Genomic DNA, 24,187 nt, shown 5'->3' on the forward strand with positions numbered 1-24,187 from the left:
CTTTTTGGGCCGATGTTCAGCCCTGCGCTTGCTCATCCGGGGCGGGATCCATGGAGGTGGCGTCGCCTCGGATGAAGGCCAGGGCCTGCTGCAGCTGCGGCGGCTGGATGAGCACCTCGCGGGCCTTGGAACCCTCCGACGGCCCCACAATTCCCCTCGACTCCAGCAGGTCCATCAGCCTCCCTGCCCTGGCGAAGCCCACACGCAGCTTGCGCTGGAGCATGGAGGTGGATCCGAACTGGGTGGTCACCACCAGCTCGGCCGCCTGGAGCAGCTCGTCCATGTCGTCGCCGATCTCCTCCTGGATCTCGTTCTTGTGGTCGGCCTTGTCGGCCATCTGCTCGATGTCCTCACGGTAGTGGGGCTTGCGTTGGGTGCGCACATAATCCACCGCCTTGCGGATCTCGGACTCGGAGACCCAGGCGCCCTGGACGCGGGTGGGTTTGGCCTGGCCCATGGGCAGGAAGAGGGCGTCGCCCTGGCCGATCAGGGTCTCGGCGCCGGTGGCATCCAGAATGACCCGGGAATCCGTTGAGGACGATGTGGCGAATGCCAGCCTGGAGGGGATGTTGGCCTTGATCAGGCCGGTGACCACATCCACCGAGGGCCGCTGGGTGGCCAGGACCAGGTGGACGCCGGCGGCACGCGCCAGCTGGGTGATTCGCTGAATGGAGCTCTCCACGTCGTTCTTGGCCACCATCATCAGATCGGCCATCTCGTCGACCACAACGACCAAGTAGGGATAAGGGGCCACCTTGCGGTTGGAGCCGGCGGGGGCGTGGACCTTGCCCTCGCGCACGGCCTTGTTGAAGTCCTTGATGTGCCGGAATCCGAAGAACTGCAGGTCGTCGTAGCGGGAGTCCATCTCCTTGACCACCCATTCCAGGGCCTGGGCGGCCTTCTTGGGTTCGGTGATGATGGGCGTGAGCAGGTGGGGAATGCCGGCATAGGCGCTCAGCTCCACGCGCTTGGGGTCCACCATGATCAGACGGACCTGTTCCGGCGTGGCCCGCATGATCAGCGAAACCAGCATGGAGTTGATGAAGCTGGACTTGCCCGAACCTGTGGCGCCGGCCACCAGCAGGTGGGGCATCTTGGTCAGGTCGGCGGTCACATAGTGGCCTTCCACGTCCTTGCCCACGGCGGTCATCATGGGGTTGTCGTCCTGCTGGGCCTTGTCGGAGCGCAGCACGTCGCCCAGGTGGACGATCTCGCGGTCCACGTTGGGAATCTCGATGCCGATGGCCGACTTGCCGGGAATGGGCGACAGGATGCGCACGTCCGAGCTGGCCACCGCGTAGGCGATGTTGCGCTGAAGGTTGGTGACCTTCTCCACCTTGACGCCCGGTCCCAGCTCCACCTCGTATTGGGTGACGGAGGGGCCGCGCAGGAAGCCGACCACCTTGGCATCCACGTCGAACTGCTGGAAGGTCGATTGCAGGGCCTTGATGACCGCGTCGTTGGCCGAGGTCCTGACCGCGTGGGGCTTGCCCTTGACCAGCAGGTCCGTGCTGGGCAGCACATAGGGCCGGCTCTCGTCCACCTGGCGGTCGTCTGAAGAACCTGACGCACCGGCAGTCTGACCTCCTGTACCCTGGGCTCCGGCCGCCTGGTTCCCTGCTTCCGGAGCGGGCTGGGCATCCATCTGCACGGTGTCGGCCGCAGCGGCGGCAGCGGCCCAGGGATCCGAGGCCCCCACGCCGGACAGGGCGGCCGGATCCACCTTGGGGTGCGCCTGCTCCCTGGCATCCAGGAGGGCGGCCGTGGCCGGGGCCTCCACCGCGGGCATGTTCTGCGTGGGCACCTGATCACCCTGATCACCCTGGTCGGCTCCCTTCAGCGAGGCCGCCTGGGAGAAGGGCTCGTCAGCCTCGTAACGCTCAAGATGGGTGTCCGTGTCCTTGCCGATGCGGCCATGCAGCAAGCGACTGAACCAGCCGGCCACGCCGCCTCTTCCAGAGTCCTTGGCATCCTCCTGATCCGTCTCCTGGTGGGTGGGCACGCCAGGCGCCAGAGGCAGGGTGTCATCCCCCAGCCTGACCTCGTTGGGAGCGGTCTGCGCCGGAGCCGAGCCGGAGGCATGGGTCCTCTTGCCGCGCAGCAAGGCAACCAGGTCGCTCATATGGAATCTGAAAGTGATGAAGAGACCAAAAATAGCCACGAGGACGAAGATGATGACGGCGAAGACCTTGGACAGCCCCCAGGCCAGGGGCGAACCCAGGAAGAACCCCAGAAGGCCGCCTGAGTCGCTGATGGTCCTCATGTCGAAGCCGCGATAATCCGAGGCCATGAGCACGTCAAGAATGGAGCAGACCGACCAGAGCACCACCATGAGGCCTCCCACCACAGGCAGGTTGCCCGCCTCGCGCCCGGTGTAGCAGACCAGCCGGAAGGCCGCGAAGAGCAGGACCACCGGCAGGATGATGCTGCACAGCCCCAGAACGCCCGCAGCCAGGGCGTGCAGCCCCCGTCCCAGGAAGCCGTTCACGCGGAACCATTCACTGGCGCAGAAAAGCACGGCCAGAATGACCAGTACGAAGCAGAGCCCGTCCTTGCGGTAGGCAGAGGTGTCACCGTTTTTGCCGGCCACGGCACGTACCAGGGATCCAAAGCCCCGGGGCAGGGCCAGCAAGGCCTTGTGCCAGAAGGGTTCCGGGTCCTGGCTTTCCTTGGATGTGGTCCGGCCGCGACCGCGTGCGTCTGCTTGCTGCTTACGTGTCATAACCCTTTCAGCCTACCCAGAACCCCGGTCTGCATCAGGCCCGACGGGTCAGTGTGCACAACTCTTTCAGACGGGGGCCGGCAGGGCTAGCATCGTTGGCATGACACCAGCCGAACGTCAGAGCGCCGTGGCCTTCGCCCTGCGCAACCTGCTTCTGGATGACCGTCAGCCCAGTCCTTCGGCCCTGCAGGCGGCCAGCGACTTTATGACAGGCAGAAGGCAGGCCGAGGCACTGGCCGACCAGGCCCGACATTTGGAGGCCAAGGCGGAAGCCCTGACGAATGCCCTCTTTCTGCGGACCATCCTGGTCTGTCAGCGGCCTTGGGCGACCGAGGGCGATCTTGCAGAGCTGCGGGCCATCCACCGCCGGCTGCTGCCCGGCCTGCCGGAAGAGCGAGCGCTCCGCCGACCTCAACCAAACGACAACACCAACCTGTACCCGGCGGCCATGCTGGAGCAGGGAGCGGCAGCCATCGGCCAGGAGCTGGCGGCCGAACGCAACCTGGCCAGCCTGGACCGTCCGGTCTTCGTGGAGCGTCTGGCCCATTACTATGATGAGCTCTCCTACCTGCATCCCTTCGCCGACTGCGACGGCATGACCCTGCGCATCTTCCTCTCACGCCTGTCCCACGATGCCGGCTGGGACCTGGACTGGGGACGGGCTGATCCGACCGCCCACCGCCGGGCCCTCCAGCAAGCGCTTCAGGGCAACACCGACGACCTGCAGACCCTGATTGCAGGCATGGTCCGCCCGGTCAACCCAACCAGGATATTTCTGATCGCCGGATGGGACCAGGGCCCAGCCCACTGAGCCGACACCCTCAGCCCGGCAGCCTCAGCCCGGCAGCCTCAGCCTGCCAGCCGCTCGTTGCCACTGCGCTTGGCGGCCTCGATGATCCGGGCACTCTGGTTGATCAGTTCTGTCGCCCCGGCCTGGTCGTGGTCGCGGACGTGACCCCAGTATTGTATTTTGAGCTGCACGTAGCGCTTCCGCGCCTGCAGGTCGGCCATCCGCTGGTCCAGCCGCCGCCCCTGTTCGTCCAGGAGTTCGATCTGCCGTCCGGCGGCCTCGGCTCCCCCAGCGCGGTTGCCCAGATACTCCCGCATGTGTTCCAGGGACATGCCCGTGGCGCTCAGGCAGGAGATGGTCTCCAGCAGGTCCAGATCCTCCTGGTTGTAGCAGCGGTGGCCGCTCGAGGGATCCCTGGCGATGGGCGGAATGATGCCGATGGTCTCGTAATAGCGCAGGGTGGTCTCCGGCATCCCCGACATGAGCGAGGCCTGGCGGATGGTGTACCAGGGCTCTGATTCCTGGTCGGGCTGGGTTTGGGCGGTCTGGGTTTCAGCCTGGGGCTGCGTGATGGTGGTCATACCCGTCCAGCCTAGGAACTTCAAGTACTTGAAGTCAAAGCGCGCCCAGATGGTGTCTGGTCACCCTCCCCCGGTCCGACTGATCGGCCTGGGCGTCCGCCTGGTCGAAGCAGCCTTGGTCGGCCTGGTCCACCAGGTCCAGGGCCTGCTGGGCCAGGTCCGGGGCCAGGGCATTCAGCCAGTGGATGCGCGGATCGCGGCCGAACCAGCCCATCTGCTTGCGGGCCAGGCGCTTGGTCTTCTGTGCTATCAGCTCGAAGGCGGCATCCAGGTCGGTGCGGCCGTCCAAATAGTCCAGAATCTGCTGATAGCCCAGGGCGCGTGAAGCCGTGGTCCCCAGGCGGTTGCGCAGCCCGCTCACCTCATCGACCAGCCCCTGGTCCCGCATGGCCTGGGTGCGTCGGTCGATTCTGCGGTCCAGCTCCTCCCGGGGCAGGTCCAGCCCCAGCTGCAGGGCGGGCAAGAGGTAGCGGTACCGGGGCAGACTGGCCGAATAGGGCCGTCCGGTAATCTCCATGACCTCCAGAGCCCGCACGGTCCGCCGCACATTCCGAGGATCCATCCGGGCCGCAGCCTCCGGGTCCCGCTCCTGCAGCTGGCGAAAGAGCAGCCCGGGGCCTTCCTCTTGGGCCCGCTCCTCCAGCCTGGCCCTGACCGCCGGGTCGGTGCCGGGGAAGGACAGATCGTCGATGACCGCCCGGGTATAGAGCCCGGAGCCGCCGACGAGAATGGGCCGGATTCCCTGCGCCCGCAGGTCGGCTATCAGGGACCGGGCCATGGCCTGGAAGCGGGCCACGCTCATGGCCTCCTCCGGCTCGATGATGTCGATCAGGTGGTGGACCACCGCCTGCCGCTCCCCTGCCGAAGGCTTGGCCGTGCCCACATCCATCCCCCGGTACATCTGGTAGGCATCGGCATTGACGATATGAGCCTCCTGCCCGCGCGCCTGGAGAGCCTGTGCCAGGGCCACGCCCAGGGCGGTCTTGCCCGAGGCTGTGGGACCCACGATGGAGACGATGCGGGGGTCAGCGGATGTCATAGACCTGCCCCGCCCGGGGATCCGGGTCAGCGATCAAATAGTGGGGCCCTGCCTGAGTGACGGTGCAGGTGACCAAGTCCCCAGGCTTTGGCACAGGCATCCCCCGGGGCACGCCGACGTGGACCAGCACCCCGGTACGCTCATGTCCGGTCACCCGATGGGTGCTACCGTCGTGACGGCCGTGCCCGTCGCCGATCAGCACCTCCACCTCTTTGCCCAGGAAGTCCTGCATATGCTCCATGGTGATGGACTCCTGCAGGGCCTGTAGCCGCTCGAACCGGTCCTGGACCACGGCCTTGGGCAGCTGGGGCATGCGGGCGGCCGGCGTGCCGGGCCTGGGAGAATACTCAAAGATGAAGGCCGACGAGAAGCGCGCCCGGCGCACCACGTCCATGGTGGCCTGGAAGTCCTCCTCGCTCTCCCCGGGGAAGCCCACGATGATGTCGGTGGTGATCAGGGCATCGGGCATGGCGGCCCGCACCTTGTCCAGTATCTGCAGAAAGCGCTGGGACCGGTAGGAGCGCCGCATGGCCCGCAGAATCCGGTCGGAGCCCGACTGCAGGGGCATGTGCAGCTGGTGCATGACCGTGGGCGTCTCGGCCATGGCCGCGATCACGTCGTCGGTGAAGGCCGCCGGATGGGGCGAGGTGAAGCGGATCCGCTCCAGCCCAGGCACCCGTCCGCAGGCGCGCAGAAGCCTGGCGAAGGCGTAGCGGTCCCCCGTCGACCAGCCGTAGGAGTTGACGTTCTGCCCCAGCAGGGTCACCTGGCGGACCCCGGAGCGCACGCAGTCCTCAACCTCCTGCAGGATGTCTTCCATGGACCGGTCCCGCTCCCGCCCGCGCACCGAGGGCACGATGCAGAAGGTGCAGGTGTTGTTGCAGCCGACCGATATGGACACCCAGGCCTGTGAGCGCGAGGCCCTGACCGCCGGCAGCCGCCCGGGCAGATCACGCAGCTCCTGCGACACCCCCACCTGGGGGCGCCCGTCCTTGCGGGCCTTGTCCAAAAGCCCGGGCAGCGAGCCGATGTCCCTGGTGCCGAAGACCGCATCCACCCAGGGCGCCGCCTTCACAATCCGCTCCCGGTCCTTCTGGGCCATGCAGCCGCCCACGGCAATGCGCGTGTCGGGCTTGTGCTGCTTGAACCTGTGCCAGCGCCCGATGGTCCCGTACATGCGCTGGGTGGCGTTGTCGCGCACGGCGCAGGTGTTGAGCACCATCACGTCCACCTCGCGCGCGCGGACCTGCTCGGGCGTGGCCTGCTGGTAGCCCTGGGCCCGGAGCACCCCGGCGATCCGCTCGGAATCGTGCTCGTTCATCTGGCAGCCCAGGGTCCGCACATAGTAGACGCCCCTGCTGTCCTTACGCTGAGCGGTCACGCTCATGCCCTCGCCTGCTTCCATAAGCCCTGATTGTATGCGCAGGTCGGGTCCCGCGGCCATCGGGGCCTGTGCGTACCATGAGTCATGGTTACGAACGGCGGCATGGGAGGTTCATGTGATACTCGACCGTAACAGTGCCATGAGCGCATCCGAAATGAAGCAGCGACTGTCGGACTTGGACGAAAAGGACCGTCCCAAGCTGGACATCGACGAGATAACAGAATTCGTCAATCTCATGCAGACCTACGAGGGGGCCATGTACGAGATTTCGACCAAGCTGGACGTGCTGGACACCGAATTCCAGGTCCGGTTCAGCCACAACCCCATCCACCATATGGAGCGCCGGCTCAAGAGCGTGGACTCCCTGATCGGCAAGCTGCACCGCAAGAACCTGCCCGTCACCATTCCCTCGGTGCGCGATCACATCTTCGACGTGGCCGGCGTGCGCGTCATCTGCAACTACCGGGACGACGTCTACTCGGTCTCCCGCTACCTCTCCGACCAGTCGGACATCCAGGTGCTGAGGGTCAAGGACTACATCCGCAACCCCAAGATGAACGGCTACCGCAGCCTGCACGTCATCTACGCCGTGCCGGTCTTCCTGACCTCGGGCCCCCACTACACGCCGGTCGAGGTGCAGTTCCGCACCATCGCCATGGACTACTGGGCCTCCCTGGAGCACCAGCTGCGCTACAAGTCCGACCTGCCCGACGCCCGCCTGGCCGAGCATTCGCAGACCCTGCTGGACTGCGCCCGCTCCCTGCAGAACATCGAGGTGCAGATGCAGTCCATCCACCGCGACATCTCAGGTTCGCCCCAAGAGCAGGAGGCCGACGACGAAGCCATCAGCGGCAATGCCGATTAGCTGAATCGTCACAAATCCTTTACCATAGAGACCAGGCCAGGTGGAAGGGTTGGGGCTTCCGCCGGGTCCCAGGAGGAGGCCCCGCCTTCAAGGTCGGGTCTCCTCCTGTACCACCATCCCTCAGAAGTCGAAGTTGTCGGGATCCGCACCGGTGCGCTCGTCCCTGTTCATGGCGGTGATGGCCTTCATATCCTCATCGCTCAGCTCGAAGTCGAAGACCTGCGCGTTCTGCTCGATCCGCTCCTTGTGGGTGGACTTGGGGATGACGATGACCCCGCGCTGCAAGTGCCAGCGCAGCACGATCTGTGCCGGGGAGCGGTCGTAGCGGTCGGCCATGGCCTTGAGCCTGGGGTCGGCCAGCAGGTTGCCGCCGGTGCCGCCCAGGGGGCTGTAGGCCTCCACGTCCAGGCGCAGGGTGCCGTGGCAGTAGTCGATCAGGTCGTCGTTGACGAACTGGGGCGAGGACTCGATCTGGTCGACCGCCGGCTTGGTGCCGCTGATGGTGTGCAGCTCGTCCAGGTGGTGCTTCTGGAAGTTGCAGACCCCGATGGCCCGCACCCGCCGCTGGGTGTAGAGCTCCTCCATGTCCTCCCAGGCCTGCTGCCAGCCCTTGGCGGGCCAGTGGATCAGGTAGAGATCCAGGTAGTCCACGCCCAGCCTGTCCAGGCTCTCCTTGAAAGCCTCCTTGGCCCGCCCTGCGCGGATGTCGTCATTCCAGAGCTTGGTGGTCAGGAAGACATCCCGCCGGTCGACACCGGAGCGGCGCAGACCCTCCCCCACGGACTGCTCGTTGCGGTAGATCATGGCGGTGTCGATGTGGCGATAGCCCGCCTGCAGGGCCCAGGTGACGGCCTGGCTGGTGGACTCGCCGTCGGGTGTTTGGAAGACCCCGAGCCCCAGCTGGGGGATGCTGACCCCATTGTTGAGGGTGATGACGGTGTCGGTAACGTTTCCGGTCATATAGTCATGCTCCTTATCGGCCGATCAGCGGCCGTGACGTGTTGTCTGTTCATTCTATCTGCCAGGCAAGATGGGATCAGCTGTTGCTTAAGGCCTGCCGCCGTGCATTTGCATCTCGTGTGTTGTTTTCTGACTGGGTGGTAGGGTGAAAAACGGGGGATGTCGAGAAAACGGCTGGCTTACGCCATTAGCTGCTGCGATGTGACGCAGGGCTGGCGCTGGCAGGCAAAAACTTTGGCAAACGGTGTTGATTCCGTTTGGTGTTTGGTGAAGGGGTTTTGGTTTGATGCATCTGGTTTCCCGTCTGCGCCGCATCCTGGCGATGGCTGTCATCCTGCTGGGAATGCTTGCGGGCCTGGGCGTCGCATCCGCCCAGGCGGATGCTCCTGTCCTCACCGGGGGGGGGGGGTCGTCAGACCCCTCGCGTAGCTGAGCAAACCCCCGGCATTCCCCCCAGCAGCACTCCAGAAACTCTGCTGCCCTCGCCATCGCCGATACAAGCCGCCACACCGTTAAGCCCGACAGCAAGCCCAGGCACCCCGTCATCGACGACAGGAACACCCGAGAGCGCAGACCCCACTCCGGCTAAGTCAATAGCGAAGACGGATGATCAAGCCGCGCACATAGTGCGCTTCAACCCCGGCGACGGCAGCAGACCGACACAATCAACCGTGAAAACCGGCACCCTCGCCACTCCCCCGCAACAGAATCCTCAACGTCAAGGCTTCCGGTTCGACGGGTGGACGCTTGACGGCCAACCTTTCGACTTTCAGACCCCTATCCTCCAGGACACGACCCTGAAAGCCCGGTGGTCGAAGGTCACGGACTGGGTGCTGAGCCCGGATCACGGGCCCGCCACCGGCGCCCTCCTGACCATCAGCCCGCCCGACAGGCAGGAACCCTATTACACGAGCATCCAAGCCTCAGGAGAGCAGATCCTTGGTCTGACAGGCGATGGCCGCATCTACACCTGGACGCAGGACAGCAGACCGAAACAGGTTCCCTCTCCCGCCCAGGCTCCCGACGGGTTCCACTACCTGCTGGCCGCAGCCGGCAGCCGATGGCAGGCCGCGATCGGATCCGACCAGCACATCTACACATGGGCCAGTCAACAGTCAACGCCCGCCGTCCTCGACACCTGGCGGAACGCCAAGTTCACCAGCATCAGCCTGAATGGCGACCGACTACTTGCCGTGGACCAGCAGGGACAGGTCCACGCCTTCCAGGCCAGACAGGCCGACAGCCAGAATCAGAATCCGGAACTCATACAGCAGGCCGCAACCAGCCTGCCTGGAAAGGCGCAGGCCGTCGCCGCCGTCGCATCCCCTAGTCGTACCCTCATCGTGGACTCTGACGGGCAGGCCTGGACCTGGGAGATGAGCAGCACCAGAAAAGCCAAACCCTCAAGCATCAAGCAAAACCCCAAAATGCGCATCATTCAAGCCCAGGCCCTCAGCCAGGGGTTCCTCCTCCTGGACGCGGACGGGCAAGCCTGGTACCTGGCCGACAGCACGGTAAGCATGACCCCAGTCAGCCTGCCGGACGGAGTACAGACCAGCCGGATCACCGTCAACGACAGCCTGGCCATGATCACCGGCACGGACGGCCACGTCTGGGCCTGGAAACCGGGCAGCAAGCCCACCCGGGCGGACAACGGAAACCAGCAGTACATGCAGGCCACCGAGGCCGGCAACAGGATCACCGCCATCAGCAGGCAGGGCAGCATGTTCACATGGAGCCTGGACCCTCAAAACAATCCGGGCAAGCCAGCAAGAGTCGACAGCACCCAGGCGCCCATCCTGGAAACAGCCAGCCTGGACGGCCAGCCGCTCAAACTCAGCAGAAAGAACAGCTCATGGCAGACTGAGACTCCCGCCCGCAAACCGGGATCAGCCGTCATCACCATCACCGGCAGGCAGGACGGGCAGCCCTTCACCAGAAGCCTCAACTACACGGTCGACCAGACACTGACCAGAGGCACCGAACCACGATCCACGCTCACGGTCCACTTCGACACAGGCGGAGGAAAACCCGAACCAGGAGACCAGAGTTTCCCCGCCGCGAACGGCAGGGTGAAACGCCCCTCCCCCGACCCGGCGCGCCAAGGCTTCCTGTTCGACGGATGGTTCATCGGTCAGGTCGCCTACAATTTCAGCAAGCCCGTCGACAAGGACCTTACCCTGACCGCCCACTGGTCGCCCGCAGGCCGGAACAGCACTTGGGGCATCAGCCCCGACAAGGGCAGCCAGCTGGGCAGGGAATCCACCACCATCACCCCGCCTGACAGCGCCAGCCGGGGCATCAGATTCAATCAGGTCAGCGCATCAACATACCTCGGTGGCATGGACGCTAGTTTTTCCTTGGCGGTAGGCAGCGACGGAAACGCCTACGCCTGGGGATACAACGACCGGGGCCAGCTCGGCGACGGGACAACCACCACCCGGCATATGCCGGTCAGGGTGAAGACGCCCGACCGCAACACGTACCCGGACCTGCCCAAGGATTTCACCTACGTGCAGGTCAGCGCCGGAAGCTCTTATTCGTTGGCCGTGGGCAGCGACGGGAACACCTACGCCTGGGGATACAACGACCGGGGCCAGCTCGGCGACGGGACGACCACCAGCCGGAGTACGCCGGTCAGGGTGAGGAAGCCTGCAGGCAAAACGGTAGATTTCACCTACCTGCAGGTCAGCGCCGGATATTCTCATTCGCTGGCCGTGGGCAGCGACGGGAACACCTACGCCTGGGGAACAAACAACTGGGGCGAGATCGGCGACGGGACGAGCAGCTACCCCTACATCCGGACTACGCCGGTCATGGTGAGGAAGCCTACGGGCCTCACCTACATGCAGGTCAGCGCCGGATGCTCTTATTCGCTGGCCGTGGGCAGCGACGGCAACGCCTACGCCTGGGGATACAACTACTATGGCGAACTCGGCAACGCGTCGAACACCAACCGGTATACGCCAGTCAAAGTGAGGAAGCCTGCAGGCAAGACGGCAGATTTCATCTACATGCAGGTCAGCGCCGGAGTCTGGCATTCGCTGGCCGTGGGCAGCGACGGGAACACCTACGCCTGGGGATACAACTACTGTGGCGAACTCGGCAACGACAGTATCCCGACAGGATCCTACAGAGATGCTAAGAGTTCCGTTCCTGTGCCGGTGTCGTTCAACTTGCAGCTGGTGATCACTGGCGTCAGATTCGACCAGACAGCTGTATCAGGGCTGACCCGCGGCGATGGCGGCAGCGTCAGCGTGCTCACGCCCGCGCACCAGCCGGGCACGGTCACGGTCAGCGTGGACTACACGCTGGGCGGCGCACCCCAAACGCCCGACACCTCCCTCCGATACACGTACCTGCCCGCAGGCGTGCTCCCCAAGGCCGGAGGGGAAGGCATCCTGCTCGCCCTCACTACGGGCATGACCGGCATGGGCGGGGTCCTGGCCTCACGCCGCCACCGAAGGGAACAACACCAACTGGTTCACGCTTCACACGAGTAAGACGGGCCGGGCGGCGTATCAATCCCCCCGCCCCCGGCCCATCAAGGGGGAGCAGGGAGGAAACGTGCCAATCAAGGCTCAAACCCCAAGAGAGCCGACACTTCCCTCCCGCGCCCCCACCACACTCCGTCCAGCCCGCAAAGTCTGGACGGCACATCAGGAGAGGGGCAACCGCCACGGCGGGATACGGGCATGCAACCACCCCGCCATGGCGGCCACCCCCACCTGATCCTAGCCAGCTCCTTTCATGCAATCTCATAATTGCCCTAAGCAGCCGACTATGCCCAATTACTGCAATCACAGCCGTCGGGCGTTCGGATCCGGCTTGTGTGTTGCCTGTCAAACCGGTGGTATGGTGAAAAACAGGGGTAACGGGAAGACGGCTAGCTTCCGCCACAGTTCCTGCAATCCGGTGCAGGGTTGGCGTTGAAAGACAGGACGGCTTTCCGGCAAACAAGACGCTTTTAAGCGAGCCGCTGGCTCCGCTTGGTGTTGGTGAAGGGGTTTACGAGTCATGCATCTGGTTTCCCGTCTGCGTCGCGCGTTGGCGATGATGACCGTCCTGCTGGGCCTGCTGGCAGGCCTGGGCGTCGCATCCGCCAATGCGGCGGACGCTCCTGTACTCACCGGGGGGGGGGGGTCGTCAGACCCCTCGCGTAACTAAGCAAACCCCCGGCATTCTCCCCAGCAACGCAACCAACACACCACTGCCCTCGCCATCACCGCTGACACCTTCCTCGCCACTGAGCTCCACGACACCAAGCCCAAACACCCCGCAATCGTCAACAAGCAGTCCGGACAACACAGGATCCGCTTCAACCAAGCCATCCGATACCGATGATCACACTTCACACATAGTGCGCTTCGACCCAGCTGACGGGAACGCGCCTACTCAATCAACCGTGAAAACCGGCACTCTCGCCGCTCCCCCGCAACAGAACCCAGTGCGCGAGGGCTTCCTGTTCGACGGATGGACGCTTGACGGCCAGCCCTTCGACTTGCAGACCCCCATCCTCCAGGACACTACCCTGAAAGCCCAGTGGTCGAAGACCACGGACTGGACGCTGAGCCCGGACCACGGGCCCGCCTCCGGCACCCGGCTGACCATCAGCCCGCCCAGCCCGCAGGAACCCTACTATGTCAGCGTCCAAACCGCAGGAGACCAGACTGTCGGCCTGACCGGCGACGGCCGCATCTACACATGGACGCAAGATGGCACACCCAAACAGATCCCCTCCCCCGCGCAGACTCCTGCCGGGTTCCACTACCTGCAGGCCGCAACCGGCAGCCGATCGCAGGCCGCATTAGGATCAGACCAGCACATCTACACCTGGAACAGCCAACAAGCAACACCCGTGATCCTCGACACCAGCCAGAGCAGCAGGTTCACCAGCATCAGCATGAACGATGACCGGCTCCTGGCCGTGGACCGGCAGGGACAGGTCCACACCTTCCAAGACAGCCAGACAGGCAGCCAGAATCCGCACCAGAAGCCCGTCGAGCAAACCACAACCAGGCTGCCGGGGCAGGCGCAGGCCGTCCTCGCCGCAGCCTCCGCCAGCCGGATCCTCGCCCTGGACGCAGACGGGCAAGCCTGGACCTGGGACAAGAACAACACCGGAAAAGCCGAACCCGCACGCATCAAACAGCAGCCCGGCATGCGCACCGTCCAAGCCCAAGCCCTCAACCAGGGGTTTCTCCTTCTGAACGCGGACGGGCAAGCCCGGTACCTGGCCAACACCGCAGCCGATTCCACTGCCGTCAACCTGCCAGAAGGCATGAAAGCCAGCTCGGCCGCCACCAACAATGACCAGGCCATGATCGTCGGCAAAGGTGGCCGCCTCTGGGCCTGGAAGCCCGGCAAGGCGCCCATGCGCACGGACAACGGGGACCAGCAGTTTGTGCAGGCAACAGCTGCAGGCAACAGGATCATTGCTATCAGCAGGCAGGGCGACATATACAAATGGAGCCTGGACGAGCAGGGTCAGCCCGGCAAGCCAGCCAGACTCGACACCAGCACCGACCCCACCCTGGAATCAGCCAGCATGGACGGCCAGCCACTCAAACTCAGCAAGACCAGCAGCATCTGGCAGGCGGAAATCCCTGCACGCAAGCCGGGTCCAGCCGCCATCACCATCACCGGCAGGCAGGACGGCCAGCCCTTCACCAGAAGCCTCAACTACACGGTCGACCAGCCGCTGACACGAGACGACCAGCAGAGCACGACCCACACCGTCACCTTCAATGCGGACGGAGGAAGCCCCGAACCCGCAGACCAGAACATCTCAGACCCCTACGGCAGGGTAAAGCGCCCCACCCCCGACCCGGCGCGCGAAGGCTACCAGTTCGACGGATGGTTCATCGGGGAAGTCGCCTACGACTTCAGCAAGCCCGTCACCAAGGACCTCGCCCTGACCGCCAAGTGGACCGAAAGCGGGAACGACAAGTGGAGCATCAGCCCTGACAAGGGCAGTCAACTGGGCAACGAATCCACCACTATCGCCCCGCCAAACACCAGCCGGGGCATCAGGTTCAGTCAGATCAGCGGATCAAAATACGACGGTTATTACTCCTATGGTTTTTCCTTGGCTGTGGGCAGCGACGGGAACGCCTACGCATGGGGAAACAACGAATATGGCCAGCTCGGCGACGGGACGAAAACCAACCGGACCACACCGGTCATGGTGAAGATGCCCGATCGCAAAACGTATCCTGACCTGCCGGCGGACTTCACCTATGTGCAGGTCAGTGCCGGATACTACCATTCCCTGGCCGTGGGCAGCGATGGATACGCCTACGCATGGGGAAACAACGACAATGGCCAGCTCGGCAATAAGACCAGCGGCGGGTATTCGACTGTTCCTGTGCGCGTGCGCGACCCCGACAGCCCCTACGATAAGAGTAAAGGACTGCAAGCCGTACAGGTGAGCTGTGGAACCTATCATTCGCTGGCCGTGGGCGCCGACGGGAACACCTACGCGTGGGGATACAACAGCTCTGGTCAGCTCGGCGACGGGACGAGCAACAACTATCGGTATACGCCGGTCAGGGTGAAGACGCCCGATCGCAAAACGTATCCTGACCTGCCGGCGGACTTCACATACGTGCAGGTCAGTGCCGGATACGAGCACTCGCTAGCCGTGGGCAGCGACGGATACGCCTACGCATGGGGAAACAACGAATATGGCCGGCTTGGCAACAATAGCAACGATTACTATGCAGATTCGTCTGTTCCTGTGCGCGTACGCGACCCCGCCAACCCCACCGATACGAGCAAAGGACTGCAAGCCGTACAGGTGAGCTGTGGAACCTATCATTCGTTGGCCGTGGGCAGCGACGGATACGCCTACGCATGGGGAGACAGCAGCAATGGCTCCCTCGGCAACAACAGCAGCGTTCATTATCCGAATCCTGTTCCTTTGCGCGTGCACGACCCCGCCAACCCCTACGATACGAGCAAAGGACTGCAAGCCGTACAAGTGAGCGGCGGATACTATCATTCACTGGCCGTTGGCAGCGACGGATACGCCTACGCCTGGGGATACAACGCCTTTGGCCAGCTTGGCAACAGCACCAGCAACTCTTCAACTGTTCCTGTGCACGTGCGCGACCCCGCCAACCCCACCGACTCGAGCAAAGGACTAAAAGCCACACAGTTCATTGCCGGAGACCATCATTCGCTGGCTGTGAGCCCAAACGGATACACATACGCCTGTGGATACAACGCCTTTGGCCAGATCGGCGACCGCTCCACCTATAATGCATATGTTCCTGTGCCGGTGGTGTTCAACCTGCAGCTGGTGATCACCGGCGTCAAATTCGACCGGACTGTCGTATCAGGCCTGTCGCATGGCAAAGACAATAGCGTCAGCGTGCTCACGCCAATACACGTGCCGGGCACGGTCACGGTCAGTGTGGACTACACGGTGGGCGGCATACACCAGCAGCCCGATACTTCCCTCAGATATACATACCTGCCTGCAGGCGTGCTCCCAAGGGCCGGCGGGGAAGGCATCCTGCTCGCCCTGGCCACCGGCATGACCGGCATGGGCGGGGTCCTGGCCTCGCGCCGCCACAGGAGAGAACGGCACAGGCTATTGCACACTTCACACGAGTAAGACAGGCCGGAGGCGGATCAATCCCCCCACCCCCGGCTTACAACGGGGGCGCACGAAGGAATGCCACATGCAAGGCTCATCCCCAAGAGAGCCGGCACTCCTCTTGCGCCCCCACCACCACAATACTGACCGATTACTGCGGTCAGGAACTGAGAGCAGATGCACGCCCTGCCTCTGCAATGGGAAGAAGGAAACTTGGGCAAACCGATCAAGCGGCACAGAACTCCAAGTCCGCTCGGTCTTCGTCCGTGCTCTCAGTTCCAGATAACTGTTGTTAACAACTACTTTTGCTCAACCAAAAAATTCATTGTCGTCGATGACTGACCCGGCTCGTGTGTGTTGTCTGTGGGTCGGGTGGTAGGGTGACAAAGGGGGATGTCCAAAAGACAACTGGCTTCTGTCAAGATTCGCGCAATCTGTTGCACGGACTGACGTTGAGCATTGGGCAACTTTCCGACAGGAGAACGTTAAGGCTATAGGCAAGCGGTGTTTACTCTGCTTGTGTTTGGTGAAGGGGTTTTGGTTTCATGCATCTGGTTTCCCGTCTGCGTCGCATCCTGGCGATGATGACCGTCCTGCTAAGCCTGCTGGCAGGCATGGGCGTCGCATCCGCCCAGGCGGACGCTCCTATACTCACCGGGGGGGGGGGGTCGTCAGACACCTCGCGTAGCTAAGCAAACTTCCGGCATTTCCTCCAGCAACGCAACCAGCACACCACTACCATCACCAATACAAACCACCACACCATTAAACCCAACAGCAAGTCCAGAAACCACGTCATCGACGACGGGAACACCCGGCAGCACAGGCTCCGCCCAGGCCAGACCAGCCGAAAAGAGGGATGGTCAGGCTTCGCACATAGTGCGCTTCGACCCGGCCGACGGCAGCAAGCCCACCCAGGCGACCGTGAAGACCGGCACCCTCGCCGATCCCCCGCAGCAGAATCCTCAACGTGAGGGCTTCCGGTTCGACGGGTGGACATACGACAACCAGCCTTTCGACTTGCAGACGCCCATCCTCCAGGACACGACCCTGAAAGCCCAGTGGTCGAAGACCACGGACTGGACGCTGAACCCTGATCATGGGCCCGTCTCCGGCGCCCGGCTGACCATCAGCCCGCCCAACCTGCAGGAGCCTCAGTTCGCCAGCATCCACGCCTCAGGAGACCAGTTCCTCGGCCTGACCGGCGACGGCCGCATCTACACATGGATGCAGGACAGTACACCCAAGCAGGTTCCCGCCCCCGCCCAGGCTCCCGACGGGTTCCGCTACCTGCAGGCCGCAGCCGGCAGCCGCCGGCAGGCCGCCCTGGGATCCGACCAGCGGATCTACACCTGGAACAGTCGGCAGGCCACACCCACAATGCTTGACACCGGCCGAAACACCAGGTTCACCAGTATCAGCCTGACCGGCGAGCGTCTCCTGGCGGTGGACCGGCAGGGACAGGTCCACGCTTTCCAAGACAGCCAGAGCACGAGCCCGAAGCCCGACAAACAGGAAACAATCAGTCTGCCCGGAAAGGCGCAAGCCGTCACCGCCGTCGCCTCCGCCAGCCGGATCCTCGCCTTGGACGCGGCCGGGCAAACCTGGACCTGGGGCACGAGCAAGACCGGAAGCGTCAAACCCGAACGCATCAAGCAGCAGACGGAAACCCGTATCGTCCAGGCCCAGGCCCTCAACCAGGGGTTCCTGCTCTTGGATGCAAAGGGACAGGCCCGGTACCTGGTCGACGGCACAACCAGCCCCATAGCCTCCGGCCTGCCGGACGGCGTGCAGGCCAGCCGGATCACCGCCAACAAGGATCAGGCCGTCATCACTGATACCGACGGCCACGTCTGGGCCTGGAAGCCCGGCAAGACACCCATCCGCGCGGACGACGGGAACCAAGCCTACGTGCAGGCCGCCGCTGCCGGCGGCAGGATCACCGCCGTCAGCAGGCAGGGCAGCATGCTCGCGTGGAGCCTGGACGGGCAGGGTCAGCCTGGCAAGCCAGCCAGACTCGACACCAGCACCGACCCCACCCTGGCATCAGCCAGCATGGACGGGCAAGCATTGACGCTCAGCAGGAAAGACGGTTCCTGGCAGACGGAGATGCCCGCCCATAAGCCCGGGCAAGCCGTCATCCTCATCGCCGGCAGGCAGGATGGCAAGCCTTTCACCAGAAACCTCGACTACACGGTCGACCAGCCGCTGACCAGAGACGACCAGCAGGATTCCACCTACACGGTCCATTTCAACGCGAGCGGAGGAGGCCCGACCCCACAGGACCAGAGCATCCAGCCGGTCTACGGCAGAGTCCAGCGCCCCACGCCTGATCCGACGCGCGAAGGCTTCCAGTTCGACGGGTGGTTCACCGGGCAGGTCGCCTACGATTTCAGCAGGCCCGTCACCACAGACCTCACCCTCACCGCCCACTGGACGCCAGAAAACGCAAGCAACATGTGGAGGATCAGCCCCGATAAGGGCAGCCAGCTGGGCAATCAGACTACCTCCATCACCCCGCCTGACAGCGCCAGCCGGGGCATCAGGTTCAGCCAGGTCAGCAGCGGAGGTTACGTGATCGCTGATCTGACGGGGTATTCTCTGGCTGTGGGCAGCGACGGGAACGCGTACGCCTGGGGCAACAACAAGTTCGGCCAGCTCGGCAACGGCACGACCGCCCAGCGGAACACGCCCGTCCCGGTGCCGAAGCCTGCAGGCGCGCCCGCGGATTTCACCTACGTGCAGGCTGATGCCGGCGGCTATCATTCGCTGGCCATCGGCAGCGACGGGTACGTGTACGCCTGGGGGCTCAACGACCACGGGCAGCTCGGCAACAACACCAAGTCCAATTCGTCAACCCCCGTGCGCGTGCACGGGCCCGGCAACACCGGCGAAGGGCTGAAAGCCATCCAGGTCGCCGCAGGAGCCTGGAACTCCATGGCATTGGCCGCCGACGGCACCGTATACACCTGGGGCAGCATATCCAGAGGATGGGGCTATGACTGCTCAAGCGCGCAGACCGTGCCCATAACGGTCAAGGATCCTTCGGATGCGAGCGGCGTCCTCCACGCCGTGCAGATCAGCACCAGCTGGTCCTTCGACATGGCCCTCGGCCAGGACGGGTACGTGTACACATGGGGCTACAACGCCTACGGCCAGCTCGGCAACAACACCAGCGACGGTATCAGCACCAACATCTTCCACCCCACGCCCAGCCGCGTGTTCGCCACCGGCAAGTCCACAGCCGCAGCAGGCCCCTGGCTGAAGGCCGTCCAGGTGAGCGCCGGCGGCTGGCATGCACTGGCCATCGACGAAGACGGGAACACCTGGGCATGGGGATACAACGGCCATGGTGAGCTCGGCAACGGCAAAACATACGCGAATCCTGTCCCCGTGCGAGTGCAATACCCTAAGGACGCAGGCACAGTGGCTGCCACGCAAATCAGCGCCGGATTCTATCATTCGCTTGCACTTGACAAGGAGGGGAACGCCTGGGCATGGGGACGCAACGACTATGGTCAGCTCGGCGACAACACCACCAGTGACCGGCATTCCCCGGTGAAGGTGCTAGCGTCCGCGCAGTCCACAAGCTCAGCCGAACCCTGGCTGAACCCTGTGCAAATAAGCGCAGGATGGCAGCATTCGCTGGCAGTAGGCACGGATGGAGTCGCCAAAGCATGGGGAGACAACCAGTACGGCCAGCTCGGCAATCCCAATGCAGGAAGTCGAAGTCTGACCCCTGTGCCGGTGTCGTTCAACCTGATGCCGGTGATCACCGGCGTCAGGTTCGACCAGACCCCCGTGTCAGGCCTGACGCGCGGCGACGGCGGCAGCGTCACCGTGACAACGCCCGCACACCAGCCTGGCACGGTCACGGTCAGCGTGGACTACACGCTGGGCGGCGCAGGAAGCACGCTGACCGACACCTCCCTCAAGTACACGTACCTGCCTGCAGGCGTGCTCCCCCGAGCCGGAGGGGAGGGCATCCTGCTCGCCCTGGCCACCGGCATGACCGGCATGGGCGGGGTCCTGGCATCCCGACGCCACCGCAGGGAAACACACCAATTGCTTCACGCTTCGCACGAGTAAGAGCGGCCGGGCGGCGTATCAATCCCCCCGCCCCCGGCCCTACATAGGGGGAGCAGGGAGGAAACGTGTCACTGAAGGCTCAAACCCCAAGAGAGCCGACACTTCCCTCCCGCGCCCCCACCACACTTCCGCCTGTGGGGATACAGGCAGACCTCTCTTGTTTCCGCCCAGGAAGGGAGATGAACACAGCAGGGCAGGCAACAGGGCTTACCACCCGGACAAGCCTGGCCTCTGCCTGTTCTCCCCGTCCTGGCATAATTCCGTAACGTCAGCTGCCGAACTCGTTGTCTTCGGACGGCTGGCTCTGGCTTATGTGTGTTGTCTGCGGACCGGGTGGTAGGGTGAAAAGCGGGGGACGTCGAGAAGACGGCTGGCTTATGCCATGGCTCCTGTAATCCGATGCAGGGCTGGCATTGATAGACAGCACGGCTTTCCGACGGGTAGAACTTACGTAGGCAGGCGGTGTTGATTCCGCTTGGTGTTTGGTGAAGGGGTTTTGGTTTCATGCATCTGGTTTCCCGTCTGCGTCGCATCACGGCGATGATGACCGTCCTGCTGGGACTACTGGCAGGCCTGGGTGTCGCATCCGCCCAGGCGGACGCTCCCATACTCACCGGGGGGGGGGGGTCGTCAGACCCCTCGCGTAGCTAAGCAAACCCCCGGCACTTCCTCCAGCAACGCAACCAACACACCACTACCCACACCATCACCAATACAAACCACCACACCATTAAGCTCCGCAACACCGAGCCCTGGCACCCCGTCATCGCCGACGGACGCTACAGGCAGTCCAGAATCCGCTTCAACCGAACCATCCGATAAGACTGATGATCAAGCTTCGCATACAGTGCTTTTCGATCCGGCCGACGGCAGCAAACCTACTCAGTCAACTGTGAAAACCGGCACCCTCGCCACTCCCCCGCAGCAGAATCCTCAGCGTGAGGGCTTCCGGTTCGACGGGTGGACGCTTGACGGCCAGCCTTTTGATTTTCAGACCCCCATCCTCCAAGACACGACGCTGAAAGCCAGGTGGACCAAGATAACTGACTGGACGCTGAGCCCGGACCGCGGGCCCATCTCCGGCGCACGGCTGACCATCAGCCCGCCCGGCAGGCAGGAACCTTGTTACGTCAGCATCCAAGCCGCAGGAGACCAGTTTATCGACCTTACCGGCGACGGCCGCATCTACACATGGACGCAAGACCGCACGCCTGAACAGGTGCCCTCCCCCGCCCAGGCTCCCGACAGGTTCCACTACCTACAGGCCGCGACCGGCAGCCGATGGCAGGCCGCTTTAGGATCCGACCAACACATCTACACCTGGAACAGCGGACAAGCAACGCCCACCATTCTCGACTCAAAACATAACGCCGGGTTCACCCGCATTAGCATGAACGGCGATCGGCTCTTGGCAGTGGACCAGCAGGGACAGGTCTACACCTTCCAAACTGGACTGACAAGCAGGCAGAATCTTAACCCAAAGCCCGCCGAACAGGCGAAACTCAGCCTGCCCGCAACGACTCAGGCCGTAATCACTGCCGCCTCCGCCAGCCGCATCCTCGCCCTGGACGCTGAAGGGCAAGCCTGGACCTGGGACACGGCTAATACCGGAAGCGTCAAACCCGAACGCGTCAAGCAGGCTCCGGGCACGCGCACCGTCCAAGCCCAAGCCTTTAGCAGGGGATTCCTTCTCTTGGATTCAAAGGGACAGCTCTGGTACCTGGTCGACAGCACAATCAGTCCCACAACCGCCGGCCTGCCGGACGGAGTGCAGGCCAGCCGGATCACCACCAACAAGGACCAAGCCATCATCACCGACACGGACGGCCATGTATGGTCCTGGAAGCCTGGCAATAGGCCCGTGCGCGCAGGCAACGGGAACCAGCCCTACACGCAGGCCACCGAAGCCGGCAACAGAATCACCGCCATAGACAAGCAGGGCAGCATATTCACGTGGAGCCTGAACGCCCAAGGCAATCCCAGCAAGCCAGCCAGACTCAACACCACCTCCACCCCCATACTTGAATCAGCCAGCATGGACGGCCAGCCGCTCAAAATCAGCAAGAAAGACGATTCCTGGCAGACAGAGGCTCCCGCCCACAAGCCGGGACAAGCCACCATCACTATCATCGGCAAACAGGACGGCCAGCCCTTCAACAGAAGCCTCAACTACACGGTCGACCAGAAGCTGACCAGAGACACACAGACAGACACCACATACACGGTCAGCTTCGACACAGCAGGAGGAGAAAGCCAGGCGCCGGACCTGCAACAGGTCCCCTACCCGTACGGTAGAGTGCAAAGACCTTCGCCCGACCCGACGCGCAAAGACTACCGGTTCGACGGATGGTTCATCGACGGAGTCGCCTACGACTTCAGCAAGCCCGTCGACAAGGACCTGACCCTGACCGCCAAGTGGACACCCGCAGACCGGAACAGCACGTGGAGCATCAGCCCCGGCAAGGGCAGCCAGCTGGGCAGGGAATCCACCACCATCACCCCGCCAGACACCAGCCGAGGCATCAGGTTCAACCAAATCAGCGGATCAAAAGACACCAGCTATGGTTTTTCTTTGGCTGTGGGCAGCGACGGGAATGCCTACGCCTGGGGACGCAACAACGCTGGCCAGCTCGGCGACGGGACGACCACCGCCCGGTCTACGCCGGTCAGAGTGAAGACACCCGACCGCAAGACGTACCCGGACCTGCCTGCGGATTTCACCTACGTGCAGGTCAGCGGCGGAGCCACTCATTCCCTGGCCCTGGGCAGCGACGGCAACGCCTACGCCTGGGGATTCAACGGTAGTGGCCAGCTCGGCGACGGGACGACCACCAGCCGGCATACGCCGGTCAGAGTGAAGACACCCGACCGCAAGACGTACCCGGACCTGCCAAAGGATTTCACCTACGTGCAGGTCAGCGCCGGAAGCTCTTATTCGCTGGCCCTGGGCAGCGACGGCAACGCCTACGCCTGCGGAGACAACAGCAATGGCCAACTCGGCGACGGGACGACCAGCTACAGCCAGACTACGCCGGTCAAAGTGGGGAAGCTTGCAGGCGTGCCTACGGATTTTGCCTACGTGCAGGTCAGCGCCGGAGAGACACATTCGCTGGCCCTGGGCAGCGACGGCAACGCCTATGCCTGGGGATACAACTACTTTGGCCAACTCGGCGGCAACGGCAGCTACAGCCAGACTACGCCGGTCAGGGTGAAGACACCCGACCGCAAGACGTACCCGGACCTGCCTGAGGATTTCACCTACCTGCAGGTCAGCGCCGGAGACCAGTATTCCCTGGCCCTGGGCAGCGACGGCAACGCCTATGCCTGCGGAGACAATAGCCTTGGCTCGCTCGGCGACGGGACGACCACCGAGCGGCATGCGCCGGTCAGGGTGAAGACGCCTGATCGAAAGACGTACCCGGACCTGCCAAAGGATTTCACCTACCTACAGATCAGCGCCGGATGGGCTCATTCCTTGGCCCTGGGCAGCGATGGGAACACCTACGCCTGGGGATACAACTCGTATGGCCAGCTCGGCAACAACACCAGCAATTCCTATGCGAATCCGGTTCCTGCGCGCGTGCGCGACCCCGCCAGCCCCACCGACAAGAGCCAAGGACTGCAAGCCACCCAGGTCAGCGGTGGAGGCGATCATTCGCTGGCCCTGGGCAGCGAAGGCAACGCCTACGCCTGGGGACACAACAGATATGGCCAACTCGGCAACGACAGCATCCCCACAGGATCCTACTATCAAGCTCAGAGTCCTGTCCCTGTGCCGGTGTCGTTCAACCTGACACCGGTGATCACCGGCGTCAGATTCGACAGCAATACCGCAACAGGATTGACGCGTGGTGATGGAGGTAGCGTGACCGTGTTCACGCCCGCGCACCAGCCGGGCACGGTCACGGTCAGCGTGGACTACACGCTGGGCGGCGCACCCCAAACGCCGGACACCTCCCTCCGATACACGTACCTGCCCGCAGGCGTGCTCCCCCAAGCAGGCGGGGAAGGCATCCTGCTCGCCCTGGCCACAGGCATGACCGGCATGGGCGGGGTCCTCGCATCCCGCCGCCACCGCAGGGAACAACACCAGCTGTCATACGCTTCGCACGAGTAAGAGCGGCCGGGCGGCGTATCAATCCCCCCGCCCCCGG

General features: G+C 63.7%; 15 protein-coding genes. 10 read left to right on the top strand and 5 right to left on the bottom strand.

Going from position 1 to position 24,187, the window contains the following annotated elements; translation table 11 throughout:
• Nucleotides 1-16: 16 nt before the first annotated feature.
• Nucleotides 17-2,722 carry an FtsK/SpoIIIE family DNA translocase gene (locus H3U90_RS00420; RefSeq protein ID WP_198176589.1) on the bottom strand — a complete coding sequence of 902 codons (2,706 nt, stop codon included), beginning with the start codon at nt 2,720-2,722 and terminating at the stop codon, nt 17-19.
• Nucleotides 2,723-2,822: 100 nt separating this feature from the next.
• Here H3U90_RS00420 and H3U90_RS00425 point away from each other — a divergent pair, with 100 nt between their 5' ends.
• A complete protein-coding gene (locus H3U90_RS00425; RefSeq protein ID WP_198176590.1) occupies nt 2,823-3,533 on the top strand; it encodes a Fic family protein in 711 nt (236 codons plus the stop codon).
• A gap of 38 nt (nt 3,534-3,571) precedes the next feature.
• On the opposite strand, the gene H3U90_RS00430 is transcribed toward H3U90_RS00425, so the two are convergent.
• From H3U90_RS00430 to miaB, 3 genes are read right to left on the bottom strand one after another with little or no spacing between them, the layout of a single operon-like run.
• Entirely contained in the window at nt 3,572-4,093 is a 522-nt protein-coding gene (locus H3U90_RS00430; RefSeq protein WP_198176591.1) for a MerR family transcriptional regulator, read from the bottom strand.
• A 34-nt stretch (nt 4,094-4,127) separates the two neighbouring features.
• The gene (gene miaA, locus H3U90_RS00435) at nt 4,128-5,132 is read right to left on the bottom strand and encodes a tRNA (adenosine(37)-N6)-dimethylallyltransferase MiaA (RefSeq protein WP_198176592.1); all 1,005 of its coding nucleotides are present in this window, start codon (nt 5,130-5,132) and stop codon (nt 4,128-4,130) included.
• Nucleotides 5,119-6,537, bottom strand: coding sequence for a tRNA (N6-isopentenyl adenosine(37)-C2)-methylthiotransferase MiaB (gene miaB, locus H3U90_RS00440; RefSeq protein ID WP_232340545.1), 1,419 nt, complete (start codon nt 6,535-6,537; stop codon nt 5,119-5,121). The genes miaA and miaB overlap by 14 nt, the downstream gene beginning before the upstream one ends.
• Nucleotides 6,538-6,670: 133 nt before the next feature.
• Here miaB and H3U90_RS00445 point away from each other — a divergent pair, with 133 nt between their 5' ends.
• Nucleotides 6,671-7,381 carry a GTP pyrophosphokinase gene (locus H3U90_RS00445; protein WP_045924161.1) on the top strand — a complete coding sequence of 237 codons (711 nt, stop codon included), beginning with the start codon at nt 6,671-6,673 and terminating at the stop codon, nt 7,379-7,381.
• Nucleotides 7,382-7,501: 120 nt separating this feature from the next.
• Here H3U90_RS00445 and H3U90_RS00450 read toward each other — a convergent pair whose 3' ends face one another.
• Nucleotides 7,502-8,341: an aldo/keto reductase gene (locus tag H3U90_RS00450; protein WP_198176594.1), complete on the bottom strand. Its 840-nt coding sequence runs from the start codon at nt 8,339-8,341 to the stop codon at nt 7,502-7,504.
• A 286-nt stretch (nt 8,342-8,627) separates the two neighbouring features.
• Here H3U90_RS00450 and H3U90_RS00455 point away from each other — a divergent pair, with 286 nt between their 5' ends.
• The 8 genes from H3U90_RS00455 (at nt 8,628) to H3U90_RS08370 (ending at nt 24,150) form a co-directional block, all read left to right on the top strand.
• Nucleotides 8,628-8,774 carry a hypothetical protein gene (locus tag H3U90_RS00455; RefSeq protein WP_198176595.1) on the top strand — a complete coding sequence of 49 codons (147 nt, stop codon included), beginning with the start codon at nt 8,628-8,630 and terminating at the stop codon, nt 8,772-8,774.
• Between the two features lie 238 nt (nt 8,775-9,012).
• Complete coding sequence (locus H3U90_RS00460) at nt 9,013-11,844, top strand: RCC1 domain-containing protein (protein ID WP_332461079.1); 2,832 nt, start codon at nt 9,013-9,015, stop codon at nt 11,842-11,844.
• Between the two features lie 514 nt (nt 11,845-12,358).
• Entirely contained in the window at nt 12,359-12,508 is a 150-nt protein-coding gene (locus H3U90_RS00465) for a hypothetical protein (RefSeq protein ID WP_198176597.1), read from the top strand.
• 238 nt (nt 12,509-12,746) lie between these two features.
• Nucleotides 12,747-15,962, top strand: coding sequence for an RCC1 domain-containing protein (locus H3U90_RS00470; protein WP_332460562.1), 3,216 nt, complete (start codon nt 12,747-12,749; stop codon nt 15,960-15,962).
• A 527-nt stretch (nt 15,963-16,489) separates the two neighbouring features.
• Nucleotides 16,490-16,636, top strand: a complete 147-nt coding sequence (locus H3U90_RS00475) for a hypothetical protein (RefSeq protein ID WP_198176599.1) — start codon at nt 16,490-16,492, stop codon at nt 16,634-16,636.
• 187 nt (nt 16,637-16,823) lie between these two features.
• Nucleotides 16,824-20,033, top strand: a complete 3,210-nt coding sequence (locus H3U90_RS08365) for an RCC1 domain-containing protein (RefSeq protein ID WP_198176600.1) — start codon at nt 16,824-16,826, stop codon at nt 20,031-20,033.
• Between the two features lie 504 nt (nt 20,034-20,537).
• Nucleotides 20,538-20,684 carry a hypothetical protein gene (locus H3U90_RS00485; protein WP_198176601.1) on the top strand — a complete coding sequence of 49 codons (147 nt, stop codon included), beginning with the start codon at nt 20,538-20,540 and terminating at the stop codon, nt 20,682-20,684.
• Between the two features lie 196 nt (nt 20,685-20,880).
• Entirely contained in the window at nt 20,881-24,150 is a 3,270-nt protein-coding gene (locus tag H3U90_RS08370) for an RCC1 domain-containing protein (protein WP_198176602.1), read from the top strand.
• Nucleotides 24,151-24,187: the final 37 nt, after the last annotated feature.

Source organism: Bifidobacterium sp. W8103 (genome assembly GCF_016100775.1).
In the GTDB taxonomy this organism is placed as follows: domain Bacteria; phylum Actinomycetota; class Actinomycetes; order Actinomycetales; family Bifidobacteriaceae; genus Bombiscardovia; species Bombiscardovia choladohabitans.